Annotated in this window: 19 protein-coding genes; 17 read left to right on the forward strand and 2 right to left on the reverse strand. The window is 47.3% G+C overall.

All coding sequences use genetic code 11. The features are described from left to right. The first annotated feature begins 57 nt into the window (after window positions 1-57). From coaBC to spoVM, 11 genes are all read left to right on the forward strand, one after another. Window positions 58-1362 (forward strand): bifunctional phosphopantothenoylcysteine decarboxylase/phosphopantothenate--cysteine ligase CoaBC, encoded by a 1305-nt coding sequence (gene coaBC / locus MMB75_RS03420; RefSeq protein ID WP_016822354.1) that lies wholly within the window; start codon window positions 58-60, stop codon window positions 1360-1362. Then, a complete protein-coding gene (gene priA, locus MMB75_RS03425; RefSeq protein WP_045244425.1) occupies window positions 1362-3938 on the forward strand; it encodes a primosomal protein N' in 2577 nt (858 codons plus the stop codon). The genes coaBC and priA overlap by 1 nt, the downstream gene beginning before the upstream one ends. Window positions 3939-4070: 132 nt before the next feature. Beyond that, complete coding sequence (gene def / locus MMB75_RS03430) at window positions 4071-4568, forward strand: peptide deformylase (protein ID WP_016822352.1); 498 nt, start codon at window positions 4071-4073, stop codon at window positions 4566-4568. A 6-nt stretch (window positions 4569-4574) separates the two neighbouring features. Continuing rightward, a complete protein-coding gene (gene fmt / locus MMB75_RS03435) occupies window positions 4575-5534 on the forward strand; it encodes a methionyl-tRNA formyltransferase (RefSeq protein ID WP_025365200.1) in 960 nt (319 codons plus the stop codon). Further along, window positions 5531-6946, forward strand: coding sequence for a 16S rRNA (cytosine(967)-C(5))-methyltransferase RsmB (gene rsmB / locus MMB75_RS03440; RefSeq protein ID WP_026065454.1), 1416 nt, complete (start codon window positions 5531-5533; stop codon window positions 6944-6946). Before fmt ends, rsmB begins: the two co-directional genes overlap by 4 nt. A gap of 186 nt (window positions 6947-7132) precedes the next feature. After that, entirely contained in the window at window positions 7133-8173 is a 1041-nt protein-coding gene (gene rlmN, locus MMB75_RS03445) for a dual-specificity RNA methyltransferase RlmN (protein ID WP_025365198.1), read from the forward strand. A gap of 6 nt (window positions 8174-8179) precedes the next feature. Beyond that, complete coding sequence (locus MMB75_RS03450; protein ID WP_277506961.1) at window positions 8180-8956, forward strand: Stp1/IreP family PP2C-type Ser/Thr phosphatase; 777 nt, start codon at window positions 8180-8182, stop codon at window positions 8954-8956. Further along, window positions 8953-11232 (forward strand): Stk1 family PASTA domain-containing Ser/Thr kinase, encoded by a 2280-nt coding sequence (gene pknB / locus MMB75_RS03455; protein WP_045244426.1) that lies wholly within the window; start codon window positions 8953-8955, stop codon window positions 11230-11232. The genes MMB75_RS03450 and pknB overlap by 4 nt, the downstream gene beginning before the upstream one ends. Before the next feature lie 73 nt (window positions 11233-11305). Further along, entirely contained in the window at window positions 11306-12223 is a 918-nt protein-coding gene (gene rsgA / locus MMB75_RS03460) for a ribosome small subunit-dependent GTPase A (protein WP_016822346.1), read from the forward strand. 4 nt (window positions 12224-12227) lie between these two features. Continuing rightward, window positions 12228-12896 (forward strand): ribulose-phosphate 3-epimerase, encoded by a 669-nt coding sequence (gene rpe, locus MMB75_RS03465; protein WP_016822345.1) that lies wholly within the window; start codon window positions 12228-12230, stop codon window positions 12894-12896. A 390-nt stretch (window positions 12897-13286) separates the two neighbouring features. Beyond that, window positions 13287-13367, forward strand: coding sequence for a stage V sporulation protein SpoVM (spoVM, locus tag MMB75_RS03470; RefSeq protein WP_010345573.1), 81 nt, complete (start codon window positions 13287-13289; stop codon window positions 13365-13367). A gap of 223 nt (window positions 13368-13590) precedes the next feature. On the opposite strand, the gene rpmB is transcribed toward spoVM, so the two are convergent. Continuing rightward, window positions 13591-13779, reverse strand: a complete 189-nt coding sequence (gene rpmB, locus MMB75_RS03475) for a 50S ribosomal protein L28 (protein WP_013310881.1) — start codon at window positions 13777-13779, stop codon at window positions 13591-13593. A 498-nt stretch (window positions 13780-14277) separates the two neighbouring features. Between rpmB and MMB75_RS03480 the strand changes: the two genes are divergently transcribed. From MMB75_RS03480 to MMB75_RS03495, 4 genes are all read left to right on the forward strand, one after another. Continuing rightward, the gene (locus MMB75_RS03480) at window positions 14278-16062 is read left to right on the forward strand and encodes a DAK2 domain-containing protein (protein WP_045244427.1); all 1785 of its coding nucleotides are present in this window, start codon (window positions 14278-14280) and stop codon (window positions 16060-16062) included. 48 nt (window positions 16063-16110) lie between these two features. Beyond that, entirely contained in the window at window positions 16111-16977 is an 867-nt protein-coding gene (locus tag MMB75_RS03485) for a DegV family protein (protein ID WP_080942673.1), read from the forward strand. A 1-nt stretch (window position 16978) separates the two neighbouring features. Next, window positions 16979-19027, forward strand: a complete 2049-nt coding sequence (gene recG, locus MMB75_RS03490; RefSeq protein ID WP_025365192.1) for an ATP-dependent DNA helicase RecG — start codon at window positions 16979-16981, stop codon at window positions 19025-19027. A gap of 111 nt (window positions 19028-19138) precedes the next feature. Next, entirely contained in the window at window positions 19139-19426 is a 288-nt protein-coding gene (locus tag MMB75_RS03495) for a stage VI sporulation protein F (protein WP_016822341.1), read from the forward strand. A gap of 314 nt (window positions 19427-19740) precedes the next feature. Here MMB75_RS03495 and MMB75_RS03500 read toward each other — a convergent pair whose 3' ends face one another. Continuing rightward, a complete protein-coding gene (locus MMB75_RS03500; RefSeq protein WP_045244429.1) occupies window positions 19741-21105 on the reverse strand; it encodes a glycoside-pentoside-hexuronide (GPH):cation symporter in 1365 nt (454 codons plus the stop codon). 278 nt (window positions 21106-21383) lie between these two features. On the opposite strand from MMB75_RS03500, the gene MMB75_RS03505 reads away from it, so the two are divergent. Next, window positions 21384-22223, forward strand: a complete 840-nt coding sequence (locus MMB75_RS03505) for an AraC family transcriptional regulator (RefSeq protein WP_016822338.1) — start codon at window positions 21384-21386, stop codon at window positions 22221-22223. Between the two features lie 136 nt (window positions 22224-22359). After that, the gene (locus tag MMB75_RS03510; RefSeq protein ID WP_029515122.1) at window positions 22360-23217 is read left to right on the forward strand and encodes a GRP family sugar transporter; all 858 of its coding nucleotides are present in this window, start codon (window positions 22360-22362) and stop codon (window positions 23215-23217) included. Window positions 23218-23403 lie beyond the last annotated feature (186 nt).

A 23403-nucleotide genomic window follows, 5' to 3' on the forward strand; every position in this document is an offset into this window, starting at 1 on the left:
GCCAATTCCTTTGACAACCGCAAGGTTGTTATTTTTTTCGGTCAGGGGGAGTTAACGATGTTGAAGGGGAAAGTTATTATTCTTGGTATAACCGGCGGAATTGCTGCCTATAAAGGGGCTGCGCTCTGCAGTAAGTTGACGCAAAAGGGAGCCGATGTACATGTGATTATGACGGCTTCTGCCAAGGAGTTTATTACCGAACTTACGCTGCAGTCACTCTCTCGCAATCCGGTGTACAGTGATACATTTGATGAAAGAGAGCCGTCTATCGTATCCCATATTCATCTGGCGGATGCGGCTGATCTGGTGCTAGTTGCTCCTGCAACGGCGAATATCATCGGGAAAATGGCGCATGGTCTTGCTGATGATATGTTATCGACAACGTTGCTGGCTACGACAGCGCCTATTATGGTGGCCCCTGCGATGAATGTACATATGTACACTCATCCTGCAGTCATGCAAAATATGGAGACACTGGTATCCCGTGGTGTGAAGATGATTGAGCCTGGTGAAGGATTACTGGCTTGTGGTTATGTTGGCAAAGGACGTTTGGAAGAGCCAGAAACTATTGTGCAAACGATTGAGCGCTTTTTTGATCAGCAAGCTCAGGAGCCTGAAGCCACAATCAAGTCTGAAGCACGGTGGTTTGGAGAAAAATCTACGGAGAAACAAGTAACCGAGCGACTTGTAGATAAGAATGAATTAGCGCTTTCGGGAAAAAAAGTCATTGTCACGGCTGGAGGCACGATTGAGCGAATTGATCCTGTCCGTTATATTACGAATGATTCATCTGGTAAAATGGGCTTTGCCATTGCGAAAGTGGCTCAGGAGATGGGGGCAGAGGTGCATTTGATTGCTGCCAATACCAGTGCGGAACCGCCTTTAGGTATTTCGCTTGAAAGGGTCCGGTCAGCTGAAGACATGTACCAGGCTGTGCTAAAACAATGGGAAACGAGTGATATGGTCGTTATGGCTGCTGCCGTTGCAGATTATCGACCACGTGAGGTGGCACAGACCAAGATCAAGAAAAAAGATAGTGTATTTACACTGGAGTTAGTGAAGAACGTCGATATTCTGGAATCACTCGGACGCAGCAAGAAACATCAATTTTTAATTGGTTTTGCAGCAGAAACGGGAAATTTGGAGACGTATGCAATAGATAAATTAGAACGTAAAAATTGTGATTTGCTTGCGGCAAACGATGTAACTGTGGATGGTGCAGGTTTTGGCGTCGATACAAATGCTGTTCAAATATATGACCGAAGCGGGATGGTGGAGCAGATTCCTGTACAGTCAAAGGAAGATGTTGCGCGTAAATTGCTTACTCTAGCCGCGGGACGCATGGGTGGGGTGCTGCATTAATGGAGACAGGCAATTTAGTTGCCAAGGTCATTGTCGATGTACCTGCCAAGGATACAGATCGTACCTTCGATTATCTGATCCCAGATTCCATGAGACCTTGGATTGAGCCAGGTAGTCGGGTAGCTGTGCCATTTGGCAAACGGACGGTGCAGGCTTTTGTTATCTCGGTAGTTCCAGCTGAAGAGCCGCCGAAATACAGGATGAGGGCGATTCAGGAGTTGCTGGATCTGGTACCGCCCTTATCTCCCGATTTGGTTGAACTGGGCAAATGGATGAGCGAGCGTTATGCTTGTAATCAAATTATGGCACTGCAAGTGATGATTCCTACCGCGCTTAAGGGCAAGGCGGAACGTTATATCTCCATTGCCGAACAGCAAGAGTCTACGAATCCACAGCGGTCTATGCTGTCTAATCAGGGGGATGAGATCGAATGGGCCCTTCTGACTGACGACGGTATGAGCGACCCGGCGGAGCGTCAGATTGTCAGCTTCATTCAGAGCAAGGAGCAAGTCCCGTTGCAGCAACTTAGTAGACGTTTCCCCGAGGAGGCGGAGGTTATTAAATCGCTGTTACGCCGCGGAGTGCTTCAGGAAAGCCAGGTTATTAAAGACAAGCTTGGCAAAAAGACGATGAAAGCTGTTGATCTGGCTATCAGCATAGATGAAGCATCCATGGCACTGGAGCAATTTTCTGCCAAGGCGCAGCGTCAGCGGGAGGTACTTGCTTTTTTGCTGGAACGTAGCGAGTTTCTGCCTCTGCCGCTGAAGGAAGTTATGACCTCGTTAGGTGTATCAGCTGCGACGGTTAAGGCACTGGAAGATAAGGGCTATGTGTTACAGGAAGATGTTGAAGTGTTCCGCGATCCCTACCGGGGCAGACACTTCAAGCCTACAGACCCACTCCCTCTTACGGCAGAGCAGCAGTCGGTGTATGAACGGATTGTTCGTCAGCTGGACATGCGTGAGCAAGGAGCTTATTTGCTGCATGGAGTCACAGGAAGCGGTAAGACGGAAATCTATCTGCAGACCATTCAGCGCTGTATCGAGCAGAATCGCCAGGCGATTGTGCTCGTACCTGAAATATCATTAACTCCACAAATGGTCGAACGTTTCAAAGGACGTTTTGGCGACCAGGTCGCAGTGATGCACAGTAGATTGTCCGGGGGAGAACGGTACGATGAGTGGCGCAAAATACGCGAAGGCCGTGTAAAAGTAGCGATTGGCGCTCGTTCAGCGGTATTTGCCCCTTTTCGTGAGCTAGGGCTCATTATTATGGATGAGGAGCACGAAACGTCCTATAAGCAGGAAGAGACGCCCAAATACCATGCGCGTGATGTAGCCATTCGCAGAGCGCACCAGCACGGGGCTGTCGTTATTCTCGGTTCAGCTACACCGTCACTGGAAAGCTATTATGCTGCCCGCTCCCAAAGCAATGACGAGTTTGCGCCGCTGCTGCTTGAAATGCCGACCCGCGCATTGGGGAACACGTTACCCGAAGTCCATATCATGGACATGCGTGAGGAGCTACGGGCCGGCAACCGCTCCATGTTCAGCCGTGCGTTGCATAATGGAATAGCAGAGCGATTAGAGCGTAACGAGCAGACGGTATTACTGTTGAACCGGCGTGGTCACTCCACGTTCGTCATGTGCCGGAGCTGCGGCTATGTGGCGGGATGTCCGGATTGTGATATTTCGCTTACCTATCATCAGCGGTCGAACAATTTACGTTGTCATTATTGCGGCTATTCCGAGCCTGTACCTCAGACTTGCCCGGAATGCGGTAGTGAGCATATTCGTTACTTCGGTACAGGTACTCAGCGAGTGGAAGAAGAGTTGGCTAAGCTATTCCCTGGTATACGTGTTGTCCGAATGGATGTTGATACAACGACTGAAAAAAACGCTCATGAAAAGCTGCTTAAGCAATTTCGTGATAAAAAAGCAGACGTACTACTGGGTACTCAAATGGTAGCCAAAGGGCTGGACTTTCCCGATGTAACGCTGGTAGGTGTCATTACTGCGGATTCTGCTCTTAATTTACCGGATTTTCGGGCTGCGGAAAAGACCTTTCAGCTGTTAACACAAGTAGCCGGGCGTGCTGGAAGGCATCAATTGCCGGGGGAAGTATTCGTACAATCCTACACTCCAGAGCATTATTCGGTGGTTCATGCAAGCCGTCATGATTATTCATCTTTTGTGAGGGAAGAGTTGAAACACCGCCGTAATTTGCACTACCCGCCATATTGCCGACTTATTTTGGTGACCTTTTCTCATGAACAGCTTCCAGTGCTAGTCCGATTGGCTGAAAATTATTCAGCGACACTACAGGGACGAGCCAGACAACGGGGCTGGTTCGGGAATATGGACCGGCTTACATCGAATGTATTGGACATTTTGGGGCCAGTAGCTTCACCCATTTCGAGAATCAAGAATAGATACCGATTTCAATGTATGATAAAATGGCGTGGAAATATCGACGCGATTGGTTTGGCTCAGCAAGTGGCTGATGAAATGGCCGAATCTGCACAGGCACAAAAGTTGCTGATTAGTCTGGATGTTGATCCGCAGATGCTAATGTAGAGTGTTAACACTAAAGTTATTCGCACAATTGATGCGGACAAGCCGTCCGTACATAGGATAATGTAGCAGTCGCTTTTGTGATGAATACAGTAAAGCCTAAATGAAGGAAAAAGAGGAAGGTGTTCTGTTGTCATGTCAATTAGAATTATAGTGTTGGAGCCGGATGACGTATTGCACAAAGTAGCGAAGGAAGTTACTAAAGTTACGCCTAATGTGCAAAAGCTGCTGGACGATATGGCAGATACGATGTATGAAGCGGAAGGAGTAGGTCTAGCTGCTCCACAAGTAGGTATTTTGAAGCGGCTCATCGTCGTAGATGCTGGAGATGAGCATGGCTTGATAAAAATGATCAATCCAGAAATTGTGGCCGAAGAAGGAGAGCAACTGGGACCTGAAGGCTGCCTAAGTATTCCAGGGTTGAACGGGGATGTACGTCGTGCCGAGAAGGTTACAGTCAAGGGACTGGATCGCGAGGGTAAGGCTATTACCGTTACAGCGACAGGGTTGCTTTCTCGTGCTTTTCAGCATGAAATTGATCATCTAAATGGAGTATTGTTCACGGATATTGCAGAAAAAGTATATGAGGTTGCTCTGGAACAGCCAGGACCGAACCGTCAGACAGGGGAGTGAGGTTCGATGAGCCAAGACATTCGTATTATCTTTATGGGTACACCTGAATTTGCAGTCCCATCGCTGAACATGTTGCTGGACAACGGATATAACGTGGTCGGTGTAATTACTCAGCCGGATAAGCCACAGGGACGGAAAAAAATATTGACGCCTACACCAGTCAAGGAAGCGGCTGAGAAGCGCGGATTGCCTGTGCTGCAACCGACACGCCTGCGTCAACCGGAAGCGGTAGCTCAGGTGGCGGAATTGCGTCCCGACCTGATTGTAACCGCAGCTTATGGCCAAATTTTGCCTAAGTCCGTATTAGACCTGCCTCGTTTCGGCTGTCTGAATGTGCATGGTTCGTTACTTCCCCGATATCGGGGAGGTGCACCGATCCAGCGTGCGATTATTAACGGTGAAACTGTGACAGGTGTGACGCTAATGTATATGGCGGAAGGGCTGGACACCGGAGATATGATATCGCGGGTTGAGGTGGCTATAGAGCCGGAGGATACATCGGGCACAATTTTTGAAAAGCTAAGTGTAGCCGGAGCTAGACTTTTGCAGGACGAGCTGCCCAAGTTGCTGGCAGGGCAATCAGACCGTACGCCGCAAAATGAGGACGAGGCGACCTATGCCCCGAACCTGAACCGTGATGATGAGCGCATTACATGGAGTGATAATGCAGAGCAAATATACAACCGGGTTCGGGGTCTGGTTCCTTTTTCTGGCGCGTTTACACTTTGGGAGAACAATGTTTTTAAAATATGGGCTGCGGAGCAGCCTTCCATAAATAATGAAGCGAGTGGCTCAAATGCTCCAGCACCCGGCACGGTTCTTCAATTAACCGCCCGTGGCATTGAGGTGCAGACAGGCGAAGGCACTCTCTGGCTGACCCAGGTTCAACCGGCAGGTAAGAAGGTTATGGAAGCCGGAACCTTTGCGCGCGGCGGACAGATGAAGCCCGGCACGGTGCTCGGATGAGCGGGGGACACTCCCGTCAGGGAGACCAACGCAAGGGAGTGGGGACCAGATCCGACAAAACTCGCAAACAGACGGCGCGGGAAGTTGCACTTGACGTGCTGACCGGTGTGGAGCAAGAGGGCGCGTATAGCAATCTTGAGCTCAATCGCCGGCTTCAGCAGGCAGGTTTATCTGCAAGTGATGTTGGTTTGACGACGGAACTTGTATACGGTACAGTGGCACGCCGAAATACACTGGATTATTTTTTGAATAAATTTGTTCAAAAAGGAACGGCCAAGCTTCAGCCTTGGGTACGTTCGTTGCTGCGGATGAGCGTATATCAGCTGGTGTATCTGGATCGAGTTCCAGATCATGCAGTTGTTAGTGAAGCAGTGACCATTGCCAAGCGGCGCGGGCATCAGGGGATTTCCGGTATGGTCAATGGTGTGCTTCGCAGCATGCTGCGTGAGTCGGACAAGCTGCGTATTCCTGACGGTTTGTCAGCAGAGGAACGGATTTCGTTAGAACATTCCCATCCACAGTGGCTAGTTAAGCGCTGGATCAAGCAATACGGTACCGATACAGCTGAGGCTATCTGCAAGGCTAATAACGAGCCCCCTGCAGTCAGCGTGCGAGTGAATACGACGATGACCAGTCGTGATCAGCTGCTGGACGAGATGATTGCAAAAGGGATTGATGCCGTTCCTTCGGCCGTTAGCCCCTATGGGATTGTTGTTCGTAGCGGCGGAAATATGGCGCTTACCTCGTGGTATACGGACGGATTGTTGTCTGTACAGGATGAAAGCTCCATGCTTGTTGCTGAAGCGGTCGCTCCTGAGCCTGGCATGGCGGTGCTGGACTGCTGCGCAGCTCCAGGTGGCAAAACAGCTCATATGGCTGAGTTGATGAAGGATCGCGGCCGGATCGTTGCAAACGATCTGCATGCCCATAAGCATCAACTAATCCGTGAGCAAGCGAATCGGCTTGGCCTGGATGCTGTTGAGACGGTTACTGGTGATGCGTTGGATCTAAAGGAACGATATGCTCCGGCTTCTTTTGACCGTATTTTGCTGGATGCGCCATGCTCGGGCTTTGGGGTGATTCGCCGTAAACCTGATCTGCGTTGGAGCAAAACTGCGCAGGATGTTCGCGACATTACTCAACTGCAGCACGAGTTGCTGGATAGTGTGGCCGGACTGTTAAAGCCGGGTGGTATTCTGGTATACAGTACTTGCACGATTGAGCCTGACGAAAATGAAGGACAATTGGCTCGGTTTTTAAGCGAACATCCAGAGTATGAGTTGGCAAAGGATCATTCTTTTCCAGCCGTGAGTCATGAAATGGATGGTATACAGAAAGGCTCGGTACAGCTGTTACCGCAGCATTTTCACAGTGACGGATTTTATATTGCGCGTCTGCGCCGGGTAAAGTAGCTCGGAAGAGAATTCCAGGTAGCTGCCCACCAGTATTTCCACAATCCGCCGGACACTTCCGGCGGTTTTTTGCATGAAGATGAAAAATTTTTACCCCCTCAGGGATTTGTGCTAAAATAGGAAGAATGAAAAACACTGTCTGCGATTAAACAGAACTTAATGAAGAAGGAACGGGTGCAAATATTGATGAAACCTTTTATATATGATTTAACACTGGAAGAGCTTCAGGACTGGGCCAAAAACAACGGTGAGCCTGCCTTTCGGGGAGGACAAATTTTTGACTGGCTGTATGTAAAGCGGGTCAATAATTTCAGTGAGATGACGAATTTGTCCAAGGGGCTGAGAGAAAAGCTGGAGGAGCAATTCAGTTTTGTGACGCTTCACGAAATAACAAAGTTGGAATCGAAAGATGGGACTGTTAAATTTCTGTTTGGCTTACACGATGACCATGCTATTGAGACGGTTATCATGAGACATAATTACGGAAACAGTATTTGTGTAACGACTCAAGTGGGTTGCCGGATTGGCTGTACTTTTTGTGCCTCGACGCTTGGGGGTCTCAAAAGAAACCTGACGGCTGGCGAAATTACGGCACAGGTGGTGCAGGCTCAGAAAATTCTGGATAAAACGAATGAACGAGTGAGCAGTATTGTGATTATGGGCTCGGGTGAGCCTTTTGAGAACTATGAAGCGACAATGACGTTTTTGCGTACAATGATTCATGAAAAGGGCCTGAATATTGGTCAACGTCATATTACGGTGTCAACCAGTGGCATTGTGCCCAATATTTATAAATTTGCTGACGAGGATACACAGATTAATCTGGCAATATCCATCCATGCGCCCAATGATGCGTTGCGTTCGAAGCTGATGCCTGTAAATCGCCGTTATCCTTTTAAGGATGTTATGGATTCTCTTCGTTATTATCTTGCTAAGACGGGGCGGAGAATTTCGTTCGAATATGCCTTGATCGGTGGAGTAAACGACCAGGCAGAACATGCTGAAGAGCTTGCGGATGTGTTGAAGGACATGCTGTGTCACGTCAATTTGATTCCAGTCAACCATGTGCCTGAGCGCAAGTATGTGCGCACATCGCGCAGCGATATTTTTAATTTTCAACGTATTCTTGCCGAAAAAGGCGTCAATGTGACGATCCGGCGTGAACAGGGTCACGATATTGCCGCTGCCTGCGGTCAGTTGCGTGCAAAGCATATGGAGTTGGGGTGAAACCATTTGATCAAAACAGTTCATGTCAGCCATGTCGGACGTGTGCGTTCGGTAAATGAGGATTCTGCCTGGATCAGGCACTTGGAGCAAGGCTATATTCTTGGAATTGTTGCCGATGGTATGGGAGGGCATCTGGCCGGTGATACGGCCAGCCGCCTTGCGGTAGAGACACTTGCCGCTGATTTGGCGACGCTGGAGAGCGGATTATCCGCACATTCTTTGACGGCGGCGCTCAGCGACGCTATTTTGCATGCCAATGAAGTCATCTTCCAAACGGCTGCGTGCGATGACCAGTATCATAATATGGGAACGACGGTTGTTGCCGTGTTGCTCAATGATGCATCTGGAATTATCGGACATATTGGTGACAGTCGCGCCTATGTCATATCCAAAGGAACGGTACGTCAGCTTACAGAAGACCATACTTTGGTTAATGAGTTGTTCAAAAACGGTCAGATCAGTAAGGAAGAGCGGGAAAACCATCCCCGTCGCAATGTGCTGACACGGGCATTGGGCACTGATTCCGAGGTGAAGGTGGACATTGACACCATTACGCTGGAAAAAGGCGATGTACTATTATTATGCAGTGACGGATTAAGCAATTTGGTAACAGAAGAACAGATCAGTAAGGTAGTAGGTGCCGCAGAAAATCCTTTGGAGGAACGTGCGGATCGTCTGCTACATCTGGCGCTGCTTGCCGGTGGAGACGATAACATTACTGTAGCTTTGTTTGAATTGCCCGACAACACGGTTTCATTGAGTGAAAAGGGGTGTGAAGCATGATCGGGCACCTGCTTGGGGGAAGGTACGAAATTATTGAGCGCATCGGTGGCGGCGGTATGGCGCTGGTGTATAAGGCTCAAGACATTTTGCTGAATCGCAATGTCGCGGTAAAAGTGTTGCGTCAGCAATTTGTTCATGATGAGGAATTTATTCGCCGGTTTCGGCGTGAGGCACAGTCAGCGGCCTCGCTTTCTCATTCGAACGTGGTCAGTATTTATGATGTCGGCCAAGAGGATGAAATCCATTATATTGTAATGGAGTGCGTTGAAGGCAAAAATTTGAATGAGATTATTAAAGAACGTGCGCCATTACAAGTGGATGAAGCAGTGCGGATTGCTTCCCAGATTTGTGATGCGCTGGAACATGCCCACCAAAATCAGATTATTCACCGGGACATTAAGCCTCATAATATCTTAATTGGACGTAATGGACGGGTTAAGGTAACCGATTTTGGGATTGCTCGAGCTGTTACGTCAACGACAATTACTCAGACAGGTTCTGTTGTGGGTTCTGTTCATTATTTTTCACCTGAGCATGCAAAGGGTGTCATTACCGGCGAAAAATCGGACTTATATTCTTTAGGTATTGTCTTATATCAAATGCTAACGGCACAGCTTCCTTTTCTGGGAGAAAGCCCAATTAGTGTGGCACTCAAACATTTGCAAGAGGAATTTGAGGAACCGCGTAAAATTAATCCGTTGATTCCGCAAAGTGTAGAAAATGTCATTCTGAAATCGATGCGTAAAAATCCGGAGGAACGTTACCAATCAGCAGACGAAATGCTAAGGGATTTGGAGACTTGTCTGCTACCTGGGCGGCGCAATGAATCCAAGCTGGAGTTTACACATTTGGATGATGAGGACCAAACGCGGGTTATCCCAGCTATTAAGCCTCAACAATTAGGTGTGTCTTCCAGTGGTGACGATGTGCCTGTCCAACCTCGGGAGTCTGAACAGCTTCCGAACAAGCAAACGTCCAAGAAAAATAGAAAAAAAACGATCTTCTGGGTAACACTAGTGTTGGTACTACTTTTGTGCATGGGCGGCGTGGTGTACTATGTGCAAAGTGTGCTTGTCGTACCTGAGGTGAAAGTACCAAGTGTACTGACACAAACAGAAGACCAAGCGAAGGTCACTCTAAGTAAAGCAGGACTAGTCATTGATGATCCAATCCAGCATGAATATAAAGAGGGGATTGCACCGGGAGTTGTTTTTTATCAAAGCTACCCTGAAGGTTCTTTAGTCAAGGAAGGAACGGAGATTAGTCTGAAAGTCGGGATTGCCAAGCCGCTCACCCCGATGCCAGATGTCAAAGGGCAAAGCTACGAGAATGCTGTCAAGCTACTGACCGCCCAGCAGATTAAGGAAACGCAGATTCAGCAAAATGAGCAGTTCAGTGATCAGGCTGAAGGAACCGTCATTAGTCAGACACCTGCTGCAAATGAGCCATTTGATAAGGATTCGGTTCAGGTAGTGCTCACCGTCAGCAAAGGCGCTGCCACTGTTAAAATGCCGAATCTGGTAGGGATGACGCAGAGCCAGGCGGAAAATGAGGTCAAAAAGGCGGGGCTGAAGGTTGGCTCAATTAAAGAGGAATTTAGCTATGAGCAGGATAAAGGAAAAGTAACCAAACAATGGCCGTCAGAGGCGGGCAGTGATCTGCCCCCAAATACGGAAATTACGTTTTATGTAAGTACGGGTTACCCGCCAGAAGCGATTACGTTACCGTTTAATGTACCTGTGGCGCCGAAGGAAGAGGGCAAAAACAGTAAAATTCGCATCACTTATACAGATGCACGTGGAGAAAATCAGGAGTGGGGCAGCCGTACGATTAATACGACACAGGTGTTTACGATCAACCTGCTGATGGCCCCTAACAAAGACAGTGTCGTCTCCGTATTTAGAGATGGTGCTTTTGTTGACACGTATCCTGTTTCTTATATTGATGCAAAAAATGGAACGGTGACGATGCCTCAAATTGCTCCACCTGCAGGAACATCACCGACTGATACATCTGGTGGTACTTCCTCGCCGAATGGAAGTGGAAACGGTGAGGAAGGAAACAGCGGGGAATCTTCTATCGATAGTGATAATGGTGGAGGCGACTCTAACAACCAGGAGGGGACAGAAGGCGATGGTGATCCTTCTGCTTTTGCCCCAGGAACCGATTCCTCAGGAGTTACGCGCAGTGAGTTGGCGGTTAGCAAAAAAAACAACCCCGGTCACGGTTCCCGCAAAAAGAAGGACAAAGTGATCGAGGCTGTGCAGCATCAGTAAACTTACTAGAGAAAGAAGCTTAACCTGTTCCACACAATGAAACTTGAACATTATGAAGGAGGACATCTTACACATGCCTGAAGGTCTGATCGTCAAGGCGCTTAGCGGATATTATTATGTCTCCAGCCTGGATCAGGATGGGCGTCCGGTATCCGGCGAAGCTACGGTACAATGCAGAGCACGTGGCCTTTTCAAGAAAAAAGAGATTACGCCCCTTGTCGGTGATCGAGTCGTTTACGAACTGACTGAAAACGGGGAAGGTATGGTCAAGGAGATTAGAAAGCGTACGACGGAGCTAATTCGCCCTCCAGTAGCTAATACCACGCTGGCCGTGCTGCTGTTTTCCCTGCGTGAGCCGGATTTAAACCTGCCTTTACTGGACAAATTTTTAGTCCATATTGAGCACGCCGGGCTGGATACGATTATCTGTCTGACCAAGCGCGATTTGTATGAAGGCAGCCCTTCAGAGGATGATAAGGTGCTGATGGTTCAGGAAATGTATCGGAAGATTGGTTACGAGGTGCTGGTAACCAGCGCCCGTACTGGAGAGGGTACGGCTGAGCTCAAGAAGCTGTTGGCCGGCCAAATCAGCGTGTTTTCCGGTCAGTCAGGTGTAGGGAAGTCCTCCATGCTTAATGCTTTGGAGCCTGGCTTAACGCTGGAGACGAGCGCCATAAGCAATAAGCTGGGACGAGGAAGACATACGACTCGCCATGTGGAGCTAATTCCTTTAGACAACGGCGGGTTTGTAGCAGATACACCGGGGTTTAGCCAACTGGATTTTTTAGAGCTGGGTGTGGATGAGTTATCGCCTTGTTTTCGAGAATTCCAACAATATGCGGAAGGATGCAAATTTCGGGGTTGTACGCATATTCACGAACCTGGCTGTAAAGTAAGAGAGGCCTTGGAAGAGGGACATATTTCACAGGGACGCTATGATAGCTATCTGCAGTTTTATCAGGAATTAAAAGAAAAAAAACGGAGGTATTGAGCATATGTTAAAAATAGCACCGTCGATTTTATCCGCTGATTTTGCTCGTTTGGGCAGTGAAGTCGCGGAAGTCCAAGCAGCGGGGGCAGACTGGATTCATGTGGATGTTATGGATGGTCATTTTGTATCCAATATTACACTGGGCCCCCCTATCGTTCAGGCTATTCGGCCGCATACAACTCTCCCACTGGACGTTCATCTGATGATTGAGCAGCCTGAACGTTATATTAGTGATTTTGTAAAGGCAGGAGCTAATATCATCACGGTCCATGCGGAGGCCTGTGTTCATTTGCATGGTGTCCTTCACATGATCAAGCAGCAAGGCGCTCTGGCGGGAGTGGCTCTCAATCCGGGGACTTCACCATACGCGATCAAGGAAGTGCTGCCCAATGTAGATATGATTCTTGTGATGACGGTTAACCCTGGTTTTGGGGGCCAGTCCTTCATTCCAGAGACGTTGAATAAAATCAGACAAATCCGTGCTTGGTTGAACGAATTGGGTCGTCCAGACGTACATATCGAGGTGGACGGAGGTATTGCGGAGGAGACGGCACCAGCCGTATTTGAAGCGGGTGCTAACGTGTTAGTGGCAGGCAGTGCAGTGTACGGCAGAGCAGACCGTGCAGCGGCTATTGCTGCTATTCGGGATAGTGTCGCTCATTTGTCCAAGTGAAGCTAACTGAAGCACTGTGGATGACCTTAGCGAGCATGCTGACCGGTTTGACCCTCAGTTGTTTCTCGCTAGTGAAGACGCCTTGGAATGCTATACTTTCACTTTTGGCTGTTCTTATTGTCCTGTTTTATTTTCGTAAAAATGAACGGCGTGGTTTGCGTATCGGTTTTGTGGTGAGCAGTGTGCTTTATTATATCCTGTTTATCTTTATACTCTCAGCATATCTCTATGTTCGTGGACTTGTCTGATGGTATAGCCTGGGATGGTTGTGCATAAATATGGTTACATGAGCGGGATTCTCATGTAGCCTTTTTTTGTGGGGCAACAACCCTTGACAGGTTGCATAAACTACAGAGAACGGATGCAGGAGGATGATGGGGAGGGTGAGGCATGAAGTTTTACACAATCAAGCTGCCAAAATTTCTGGGTGGATTCGTCAAAGCCATTTTGAATACATTCCAGAAGAACTGAAATCAAAGTAACGTTGACACAGGATGTAGGATGAAGGCGAAAGGTACACAGGAGGCACGCTTCCCGGGCACAGCAGATTGATAGCTCGGCGATAAAAGACAAGAATGCGCGGGAAGTTGCCTGACATTTTGTCCTCCTGAATCAGTGGGATATTATTCGAATAATCAAAAAAGCACCCGTTTAAAACGAGGTGCCTTTTGTTTATAACGATATTTTTTTACGACTACACGCGAGTCACTTTACCGGCTTTCAATGCACGAGTGCTGACATAAACGCGTTTCGGTTTACCGTTAACGAGAATGCGAACTTTTTGTACGTTGACGCCCCAAGTACGGCGATTACGGTTGTTAGCGTGAGATACGTGGTTACCGCTGCCAGGCTTTTTGCCTGTTACAGAACATTTACGAGACATGATTCCACCTCCTATTCTGAAAATAACCAAACTCCATATGGAATGGGTCGCTCTTCAGGCCGACTGGGTCAGCCGGACTTTATAAGTCACTAACCTGAACAAAACAATACTTAAATATAATATCATAGTCAAAAAAGCCCCGTCAACTGATTCAAAAACTTTATTTATTTCTCTTTCGCATTATAGTACAATATGGGATAGCTATTGCTGCGACTATTTTGTTTTTTAATGGAATGTGAATTCTTATTCCAGTCATGCCGGGCAGTTCAGAGGCGGGACCATAATCATCATTCCGGCCAATGATTTTTTGTTGGGCAGTTGACTGGTTTTTCATATTATATGAGCTGTGGAAAGAAACCAGAGGATGGTTACGGAAGCTTACGAAAGGGTGACATTCGTATTCGTCGTCTGGCTTTAGTATAATTCAATTGAACCTTGAACATGTGTTGTGAAGATGGATTGTAAAACAATTGTATTAAGCTAGGAAGGGGAATTCTCTTGAGTAATCGTTCTTTGAATGGAACAGACTTTACCGCGATGGTTTTAGCCGGGGCGGAACAATTACAGCAGCATGCGGAGCATGTCAATTCACTAAATGTATTCCCGGTGCCAGATGGTGATACGGGAACCAATATGAATCTGACGATGGGCGCGGGCGTAACGGAATTGAAGAGGGGAGATTCTTCCTCCATCGGTGTCATGTCCGGCATCTTATCCAAAGGCTTGCTGATGGGGGCCCGCGGCAATTCAGGGGTTATCCTGTCTCAGTTGTTCCGTGGCTTCAGCCGTTACGCTGCCCCATACGAGGAATTGAATACCCTTCAGTTCGCATCGGCATTGCAGAGCGGGGTGGATGCGGCCTACAAGGCGGTGGTTAAGCCGGTGGAGGGTACAATTCTTACCGTGGCGAAGGAAGCGGCCAGACATGCTGTGTTTTTCTCGCGCCGGACGAACGACATCACAGAACTGATGGAAGAAGTGCTTGCCAAAGCAAAGGAAACGCTCGCCATGACGCAGGACATGCTCCCTGTACTGAAGCAAGTAGGGGTTGTAGACTCGGGTGGACAAGGACTTGTGTATATTTATGAAGGATTTATGCAGCATCTTGGAAGCGGATTGGTGACATCTCCAACTTCAAAAGGCGATAGTGTACGCCCGGTTTTTGCTCCTTATGTATTGGAGAGACCTACAGCTGCGCCTGTTGCTCCTTCTCCAGATGCGCCGATTTCTGCGCAGGCGAAGCTCGAAACGGAGAATATTGAATTTTTGTATGATATGGAGTTTTTTATTAATCGACAATTGGGCGAAGCGCAAGGTACAAATTTTGATGAGGAAGCTTTCCGGAAAGCGTTGTCAGTAGATGGTGATTCGATTATCGTTATTTCGGATGATGATGTCATCAAGGTTCATGTGCATTCGAAGGCTCCAGGTGAAGTCTTGAATCTTGCGCTGCGTTACGGGGAAATTACACAGATTCGAATTTTGAATATGCGCGAGCAGCATCGTGATTTGCTGTCAGCAGGTATGGATGGTGCTCCTGAGCCTGAATGGTTTGCAGAAATACCAACAGAGCCTGCACGTGAGGAGGAGCCATCTGAGCCTCCAGCTCATGAGCTAGCACCTTTTGGCTTTATAGCTGTGGCTTCTGGTGAAGGGATTGCTGATATTTTCAGAAGCTTGGGTGTTGATGTTGTCCTTTCGGGTGGTCAGACGATGAATCCGAGCACAGAAGACTTCGTGAATGCGGCTCGCTCGATCGCGGCTCAACATATTTTTATTCTGCCGAATAATTCCAATATAATCTTGGCTGCTGAACAAGCGCGTGAATTGCTAGAGGTGGAACGTTTGGTGTCGGTGATTCCAAGCAAAACAATTCCTCAGGGCATTGCAGCAGCATTTGCTTACCAAGAGGAAGAAGCCTTTGAGGTAAACCAAGATAATATGCGGGACGCAGTTACCCGTGTGAAGTCTGGACAAGTGACCTATGCGGTTCGGGATACGACACTTGATGATCTGCATATTACAGCGGGCCACTACATTGGTATTCAGGATTCTAAGATCGTGGCGACTGAGGAGCAATTAATGGCAACATCCCGTCTTTTGCTGGCGAAAATGCTGGTGAATGGCGATGAAATTGTTACGATTCTTACAGGTTCGGACGCAAAACAAGAAGAGACAGATCAGCTTGTTGCGTGGCTTGAAGAAAATTATTCGGATGTTGAAGTGGAAGTTCATGAAGGTGGTCAGCCGATTTATCCTTATCTGTTCTCAGTGGAAACCTGATGTGCTTTGGCACACCCATGGTAGTCCACTACAAAGGAGGTCTGACTGATGAAAACTATCATTTTGACAGATAGCACGGCTGATATTCCACAGGAAATAGCAGATCGTCTCGGCATAGTCATTGTACCATTGACGGTGATGTTCGGCAGCACAGCTTACCTGGACGGTATTGAGATGTCAGCTGCACAGTTTTACAGCGAACTGGTACGGGCTGATGAACTGCCTACAACGTCACAGCCATCACCAGCCCGTTTTTTGGAGACGTACACGGAGCTGTTGGAGCAATACCCCGAGAGCCAGGTTATCTCTATCCATTTATCCTCCGGTGTGAGCGGAACGTACCAGTCCGCTCTGCTGGGTAAATCCATGTTGGAGAAGCATGAAGATAGAGTGACCGTTATGGATTCCAAGTCGGCCTCGTACGGATACGGTATGCTCGTGGTTTACGCCGCAGAGCTGGCAGCTGCCGGGCAATCCCCGGCTGAAATTATTCAGGGTGTGGAACGTCTTGGGGAACGCCGTTGTTTGTATTTCCTGGTGGATACACTGGAATACTTGCAAAAAGGCGGACGAATTGGCAAGGCAGCGGCTATGGTTGGTACGTTGCTTAACATTAAGCCAATTCTTTCGATTGACAAAGAAGGTATTATTTATTCGGCTGATAAGGCGAGAGGGCATAAAAAAGCGACAGCACGAATTATTGAACTGCTGGAGCGGGATTTAAAAGGCCAAAAAATTAATATTGCTGTGGGTCATACGGCAGATCGCTCGGCGGCAGAAGCGTTTGTGGCTCAGCTGGCAGAGCATTTTGAACTGGGCGATCAAATATATACTGAACTTGGCGCTGTGATCGGAACTCATGTGGGACCAGGAACGATTGGTATTTTTGCATGGCCGGCCGGAGATGAGAGGTAATATGCTGCAATTGGATCAAATACCATTAAAACAAATACACGGCGTGAGTGCTCTCAAAGAAGGAGAGCTTCACGCTTTTGGCATTTCTAACGTGCAAGATATGCTGGAATATTATCCGTTTCGGTATGAAGATTACCGACTGCGATCGCTAAGCGAAGTGAAGGACGGAGATAAGATTACAGTACAGGCGAAAATTATGGGCATTCCGGTGCTTCAGCGTTACGGACGCAAATCAAGGTTAACTTGTAAATTGATGGCTGAGGATTGGATGTTTACTGCAACATGGTTTAATCGGCATTTTTTGAAGGATCAGCTAACATCAGGTCGTGAAATTGTGGTGACTGGGAAATGGGATCTTAAGCGAATGCAGATGACTGTTGCAGACTCTGAGTTCCCTGATAAAGGAGTGGCTCGTTCGGGGACACTTCAACCGGTGTACTCTATAGGTGGCAAGATTACGCAGAGCTGGATGCGAAAAATAATGAATCAGACGCTCCAGCAGTTTGGTGAAATGATTCCCGAGATATTGCCAGATCTGCTGGTACGCAAGTATAGTATGATGCCGCGCAAGCAGGCCATTGCAGGTATACACCAACCTCAGGACAATCGAGAGGGACAAGAGGCTCGGCGACGGATGGTGTATGAGGAACTCTTTTTATTCCAGCTGAAAATGCAGGCATTCCGAGCGTTAAATCGTGGTCGAGCGGACGGGGTGGTGCATACGGTGGATAACGCCACGATCCGTGAATTTGTGAGGGCTTTGCCTTTTGAATTAACGGATGCACAGAAGAAGGTTGAGCTTGAAATACTGTATGATCTACGCTCACCTTATTGTATGAACCGTCTGCTCCAAGGGGATGTTGGGTCGGGGAAAACTGTGGTTGCCGCCATCGGTTTATTCGCAACAGTACGTTCCGGTTTTCAGGGAGCACTGATGGTGCCAACCGAAATATTGGCCGAGCAGCATATGCGGTCGCTTCACAAGCTGTTTGAACCCTTTGGAATCAGCGTGGGGTTACTGACAGGAAGTACAACTGGGAAGAAGCGTAAGGAGTTGCTTGCCGCTCTTCAAATGGGTCTGCTGGATATTGTGGTGGGCACGCATGCCCTTATTCAGGAGGATGTGTATTTCCGCCAGCTTGGACTAGTTGTAACGGATGAGCAGCATAGGTTCGGAGTCAACCAGCGTAGTGTACTGCGCCGCAAGGGCTACAACCCCGATGTGCTGACCATGACCGCCACACCGATCCCGCGTACGCTGGCGATTACTGCTTTTGGTGATATGGATGTTTCTACAATATCAGAGCGGCCAAAGGGACGGATTCCAATTTCTACGTATTGGGTGAAGCACGAACTGATGGATCGAGTGCTCGGTTTTATTTCTCGTGAGGTAGATCAGGGACGGCAGGCTTATCTAATCTGCCCGTTGATTGAAGAGTCAGAGAAGCTGGATGTACAGAATGCCATCGATCTGCATATCCAAATGCAGCAGGCTTTTCCACATTATCGCGTTGGGCTGTTGCACGGACGAATGACTCCTGCAGAAAAGGAAGAAGTTATGCGTTCCTTCTATGCAAATGAGGTTCAGCTACTCGTTTCAACCACGGTTGTAGAGGTGGGGGTAGATGTGCCCAATGCGACGCTAATGATTATTATGGATGCAGATCGCTTTGGATTGTCCCAGCTACATCAGTTACGTGGACGTGTCGGAAGGGGCGCACATGCCTCATACTGTGTACTGATCGCTGATCCTAAGTCGGAGGTTGGTCAAGAGCGGATGAAGGTAATGACCGATACGGACGATGGTTTTGAGGTTGCTAGACGCGATCTGGATTTGAGAGGGCCGGGGGATTTCTTTGGCACCAAGCAGAGCGGGTTGCCCGAGTTTCGGTTAGCAGATATGGTAGCGGACTTTGAGGTGCTGGAAAAGGCACGTGAGGATGCAACTGATCTAATCAAGGACTCCTCTTTTTGGACATCTCCGCAGTATGAAGCACTTCGCGGTTATTTGCAAAAAGAGCAGATTTTCCAAGGGGATCTTATCGACTGACCCACCATGAATGATGAGGATGTTCTAAACGTTTCTAACAGATAGGTACAATGGACAGGCTGACCGTCATATATTTGGGAATGACCGAATGATATGGGAGGTGTGGCAACATTGAGCTATCAGCAATATGGAATTAGTCCGCAATTGGTGGAGCGGATTAAGTTAAAAATGAAAAATCGTGCGCTCAAGGAGCGGGTCAAGCAGCAGATCGAGGGCGTGACCAAAGCAGATCTGCAAAACAAAGCTAAGGTGCGTCATCTTGTGAAGACCACTTCTGCTATTTTAAACGAGCGATTGACGGCTACACAGGAGGAGCAACTGACTGCCTTCGTATTGGCACAAAAAATTGATCCGTCTAATACGTTCCATCTGATCAAGCTATGGGGAATGTTCCGTTGATGCTGTTCGAACGGGTGCTTCAAAGCACTTTTCATGTTTTATGTGAAGCATAGATAAAAAAGGATTGCCTGATGTTAGGCGATCCTTTTTGGCTTTATTTAAGGCTTTTGTATTTCATTCCCCGGGCAATAGGCAGTAGTCTTTTAGTGTGAAATTCTATTCGTAATAACCACCAATCTTGATAGACCGTTCCATGGCCTGTACACCTGGACGTACCGTTGTTCGGTGCAGAGAACGCCTCCGCCCCAGAAAATTGTATAGGCTAGCACGGTGACTGCTCCAGTAAGCGCATCACGCGAAGGACCAGAATCCGGTTACTGTGCGGATGGTTCACCTTGTTCCCGTCTTGCCCGAACCTCCTGAACAATTTTTCTGTTCATTGTTTCCGTCAGCTCATAATTCTTCATTGGAAATACGGAGAGAAATGTCAGAACCCCCGGAATAATTGTAAATAGTAGTGTGAGCCAAATAAGGGTTGTATTTGTTTGGACGATATTAGGCTGATAACCCGCCAACGCCAGTGCATAACCACCCACGGCGCTGCCGATTGCGGCCGCCAATTTGGCCCGAAAAACGTTAGCTGAGAAAACCATCCCCTCTGATCTGTTTCCTGTTTTCCACTCTCCATAATCGACGCAATCTGCTAGCATTGTGGACATGACAACATAGTTCAGCCCCACACCGAAAGAAATGATACAGCTGAGAATAAAGACAAGTACAATAGAGTTGCCGCAGAAGAAAAGAGCTATCATGGATATGGAGGTGATTAGCACCCCTGCTATGCTAGTGCCTTTTTTGCCGATCCACTTGGCAATGAACGGAACTGCGACGTTACCTGCGATTTGAAATCCCACGGTTAGTCCCATAAACAGTGGAATGAATGCTTCGGCACCTAGGTTGTATTTGAAATAATACAAAGTAAAGGCATTACGAATGTTGGCAGTCATTTCGATAATAAAAAACGAGATGATCAACAGCCGTAAAGGTCGGTTTTCAATGAAGAAAAGGCGGAGTACTCCTTTTAACGTTTGTTTTTCATGGCGAGGCACTACGTGTTTTTCTTTTACGCCAAACACCGTAAACATCATGCAGACGAAGAACAGGCCACAAAGTACAGCAACCGCTCCAGCCCAGCCGTTGAAGAAATGGACGAGGGGAAGCGCTACGACATTGACCGTCCACAAGCCGGCACTTGCAACCGTACGAGGAACAGTCACGACCTTGGTTCGTTCTGCAGCATCTTTGGTTATAGCGGCGGACAGTGACCAATACGGAATATCCAATATGGAATAGCTAATGCTCCAAGCGATATAGGTAACATAGGCATAAACCAGCTTCCCGGCGGAAGAAAGGTCCGGACTGAGGAAGAGTGCGAAGGTGGTGAGTGTTACCAAGAAAGCCCCGATGAACATGTAAGGCCTAAACTTCCCCCAACGCGTATTCGTGTTGTCGACTGCAATGCCGATAAAGATATCAACTACCGCGTCAATCACCCGTGCCACCATCAGTAATGTCCCGACTGCAAGCGCATTCAATCCAAAGCTGTCAGTATAGAAGAACATAAGATAAACGGCGGTTAAATTGTAAATAACATTCATCCCATAACTACTCAGTGAGTAAGAGATCAGTGTTTTTAAACTGACTTTGTCATTATTTTTTGCAGATGCAGAAGTAAGCATGTTTTAACCCCTTTCAAAAATTGACGATCATAACAGACTGTAATGATACGTTTAACGCAAACTTGTAAGCGTTATCTTGAATTACAGAATAACAAAAGCTGCAGGAGGAGTACATGATTTTTCTAAAGCAGATGATAGCAAAAACAAAGATTGTCGCAAACATTCACAGGTTGAGGTTTCTTTTTAGCTCTTATAACATAATTCTTAATTTATGCTATATTTGTTACGGGAACACCGCCCTTGGTTAACTTTTAAATTCTGAAACATGGAGGTTAGGAATGAGTGAGAATATGATTCAATTTGTAGATACACGTACCAGTTCAAAACATAAAAATATTACAGATTTAATCCTATATAATTGTGGTTCCGAGCCTTGTTCTCCCAACCAGGACTTTGGGCCTATCGCCAGGGATTTCAATCTTATCCACTTCGTATTAAAGGGGAGAGGCAAACTGGTATTAGATAAGGAAACATATAACATAGAGAAAGGACAGGCTTTTTTAATCCCTGCCAATAAGGCCGCTTATTATCAAGCTGATGAGTACGAGCCATGGGAGTACAGCTGGGTGGGGTTTATGGGGATCAAATCCGAAATGTACTTGCAGAACATCTCTCTTGTTCAGGATAATCCGTATGTGGTAAGTATCGGAGACATCACTTTTTTTCATTCGACCATTCTTGAAATGCTTCGTATAGGGAATAATACGCTTTCTTCATCCTTGGCTATTCAGGGGTATTTGTGCCATATTCTCGCCAAGCTGGTGCATGAATCGGGTGAAACGATGCCTGTGAAACAAGAGCTTCCCTATTCAGTTCAAGCTATCAACTATATGGAGAAAAACTACAACGGTGGCATTCAAATCAATGAGGTGGCAGAGTATCTCGGCCTTCACCCAAATTACTTAACCTCTGTTTTTAAGCAGGAAATAGGCGAAACACCAAAGCAATATTTAATGAACATTCGGATTAAAAAGGCATGCGAGCTGTTACAGGATACCAGTTACTCTATTCAAGTAATCTCCAATTCGGTCGGTTACTCGGATCAACTGACCTTTTCACGGGCGTTTAAAAAAATGATGGGCATTTCTCCCAGCGCTTATCGTGAAAATATTCTTTGATTTTGCTATATATATCTTCTAAAAATACTGGTGATTGAGGTGGGTGTATTTTGATATCGTAAAGCTGTTGGTTTTTCCTGCATGGTATTTTAAAGGATTGCACGGAAGAACTCACTTTACGAGAGGGGAACTGCATGTGGATACACTCATTGCCTTTATTCCAGCCATAGGCTGGGGATTCATGCCCATACTGGCGCAAATGACAAAAGCCAGTCCTCGCGAGCAACTGACGGGGACGGTCATCGGTGCCGTATTGTTCGCACTGTGCCTGTATTCGTACTCACCTGTTAACTTTCAAATCACACCATTTATTGTGAGCTTTGTCTCTGGTGTGTTTTGGTCCGTAGGACAGTTGCTTCAATTTCAGGCTTTTCAGAAAGTAAGCGTTTCAACGGCCATTCCTATTATTTGCGGGCTGCAACTTATGGGAACGACGCTTTTTGCAGCACTGATCTTGGGCGAATGGACGACCGGGTACCAATTTGGTATTGGATTAGCAGCGCTTATATTTATTTTGTCTGGCATCTTGCTGACGAGCTATCAGGGCAAATCAAGTGGTTTGTCCAAGCCTTTACCCCTTCAAATTCTTGTCATGTTGGTTTGTTCAGGTATAGCCTTAACCTTGTATGTTATTATTAATCAAATCTTTCATGTTTCCGGTCTGTCGGTCATCTTACCGCAATCACTTGGCATGCTGTGTTCTGCGCTTTTAATGAACTGTAAGGGAGGGCAGAAGCTTCATCTGGTTCAGGTGCTGCGCAATTTGTCTACGGGTTTGTCGTGGAGCGTGGCAAATTTGGCGCTATTCATTTCGAATGGGCTTATTGGAGTCGCTGCCAGTTTTCCGATCTCTCAGGCGAGTATCGCCATCTCCTGTGTTGGCAGTATTCTGATTTTCAGGGAAAAGAAGAGTCCCGGCGAATGGCTTCGTCTACTGGCCGGCATTACGGTAATCATGGTCGGAGTGGGATTGATTAGCCTGGTCAAGCTCTGAGATTTAGCAATTGAATATTAGCGGAATGCGCTGATTACAAACCCGTACCTTTTGAGATAGCTTGTAGCGTACCGTTCTCGTCCAGCGCTGCAAGCTACAGATTGCGGCTGACCGAGGCGGAAATATTAAAAATATTAGCTTTCGCAAGTAAACGGATAATGAGAAAACTCTATGTGAATGGTTTAA

The sequence above is a fragment of the Paenibacillus sp. P2(2022) genome, from assembly GCF_029522175.1.
Taxonomy (GTDB): domain Bacteria; phylum Bacillota; class Bacilli; order Paenibacillales; family Paenibacillaceae; genus Paenibacillus; species Paenibacillus polymyxa.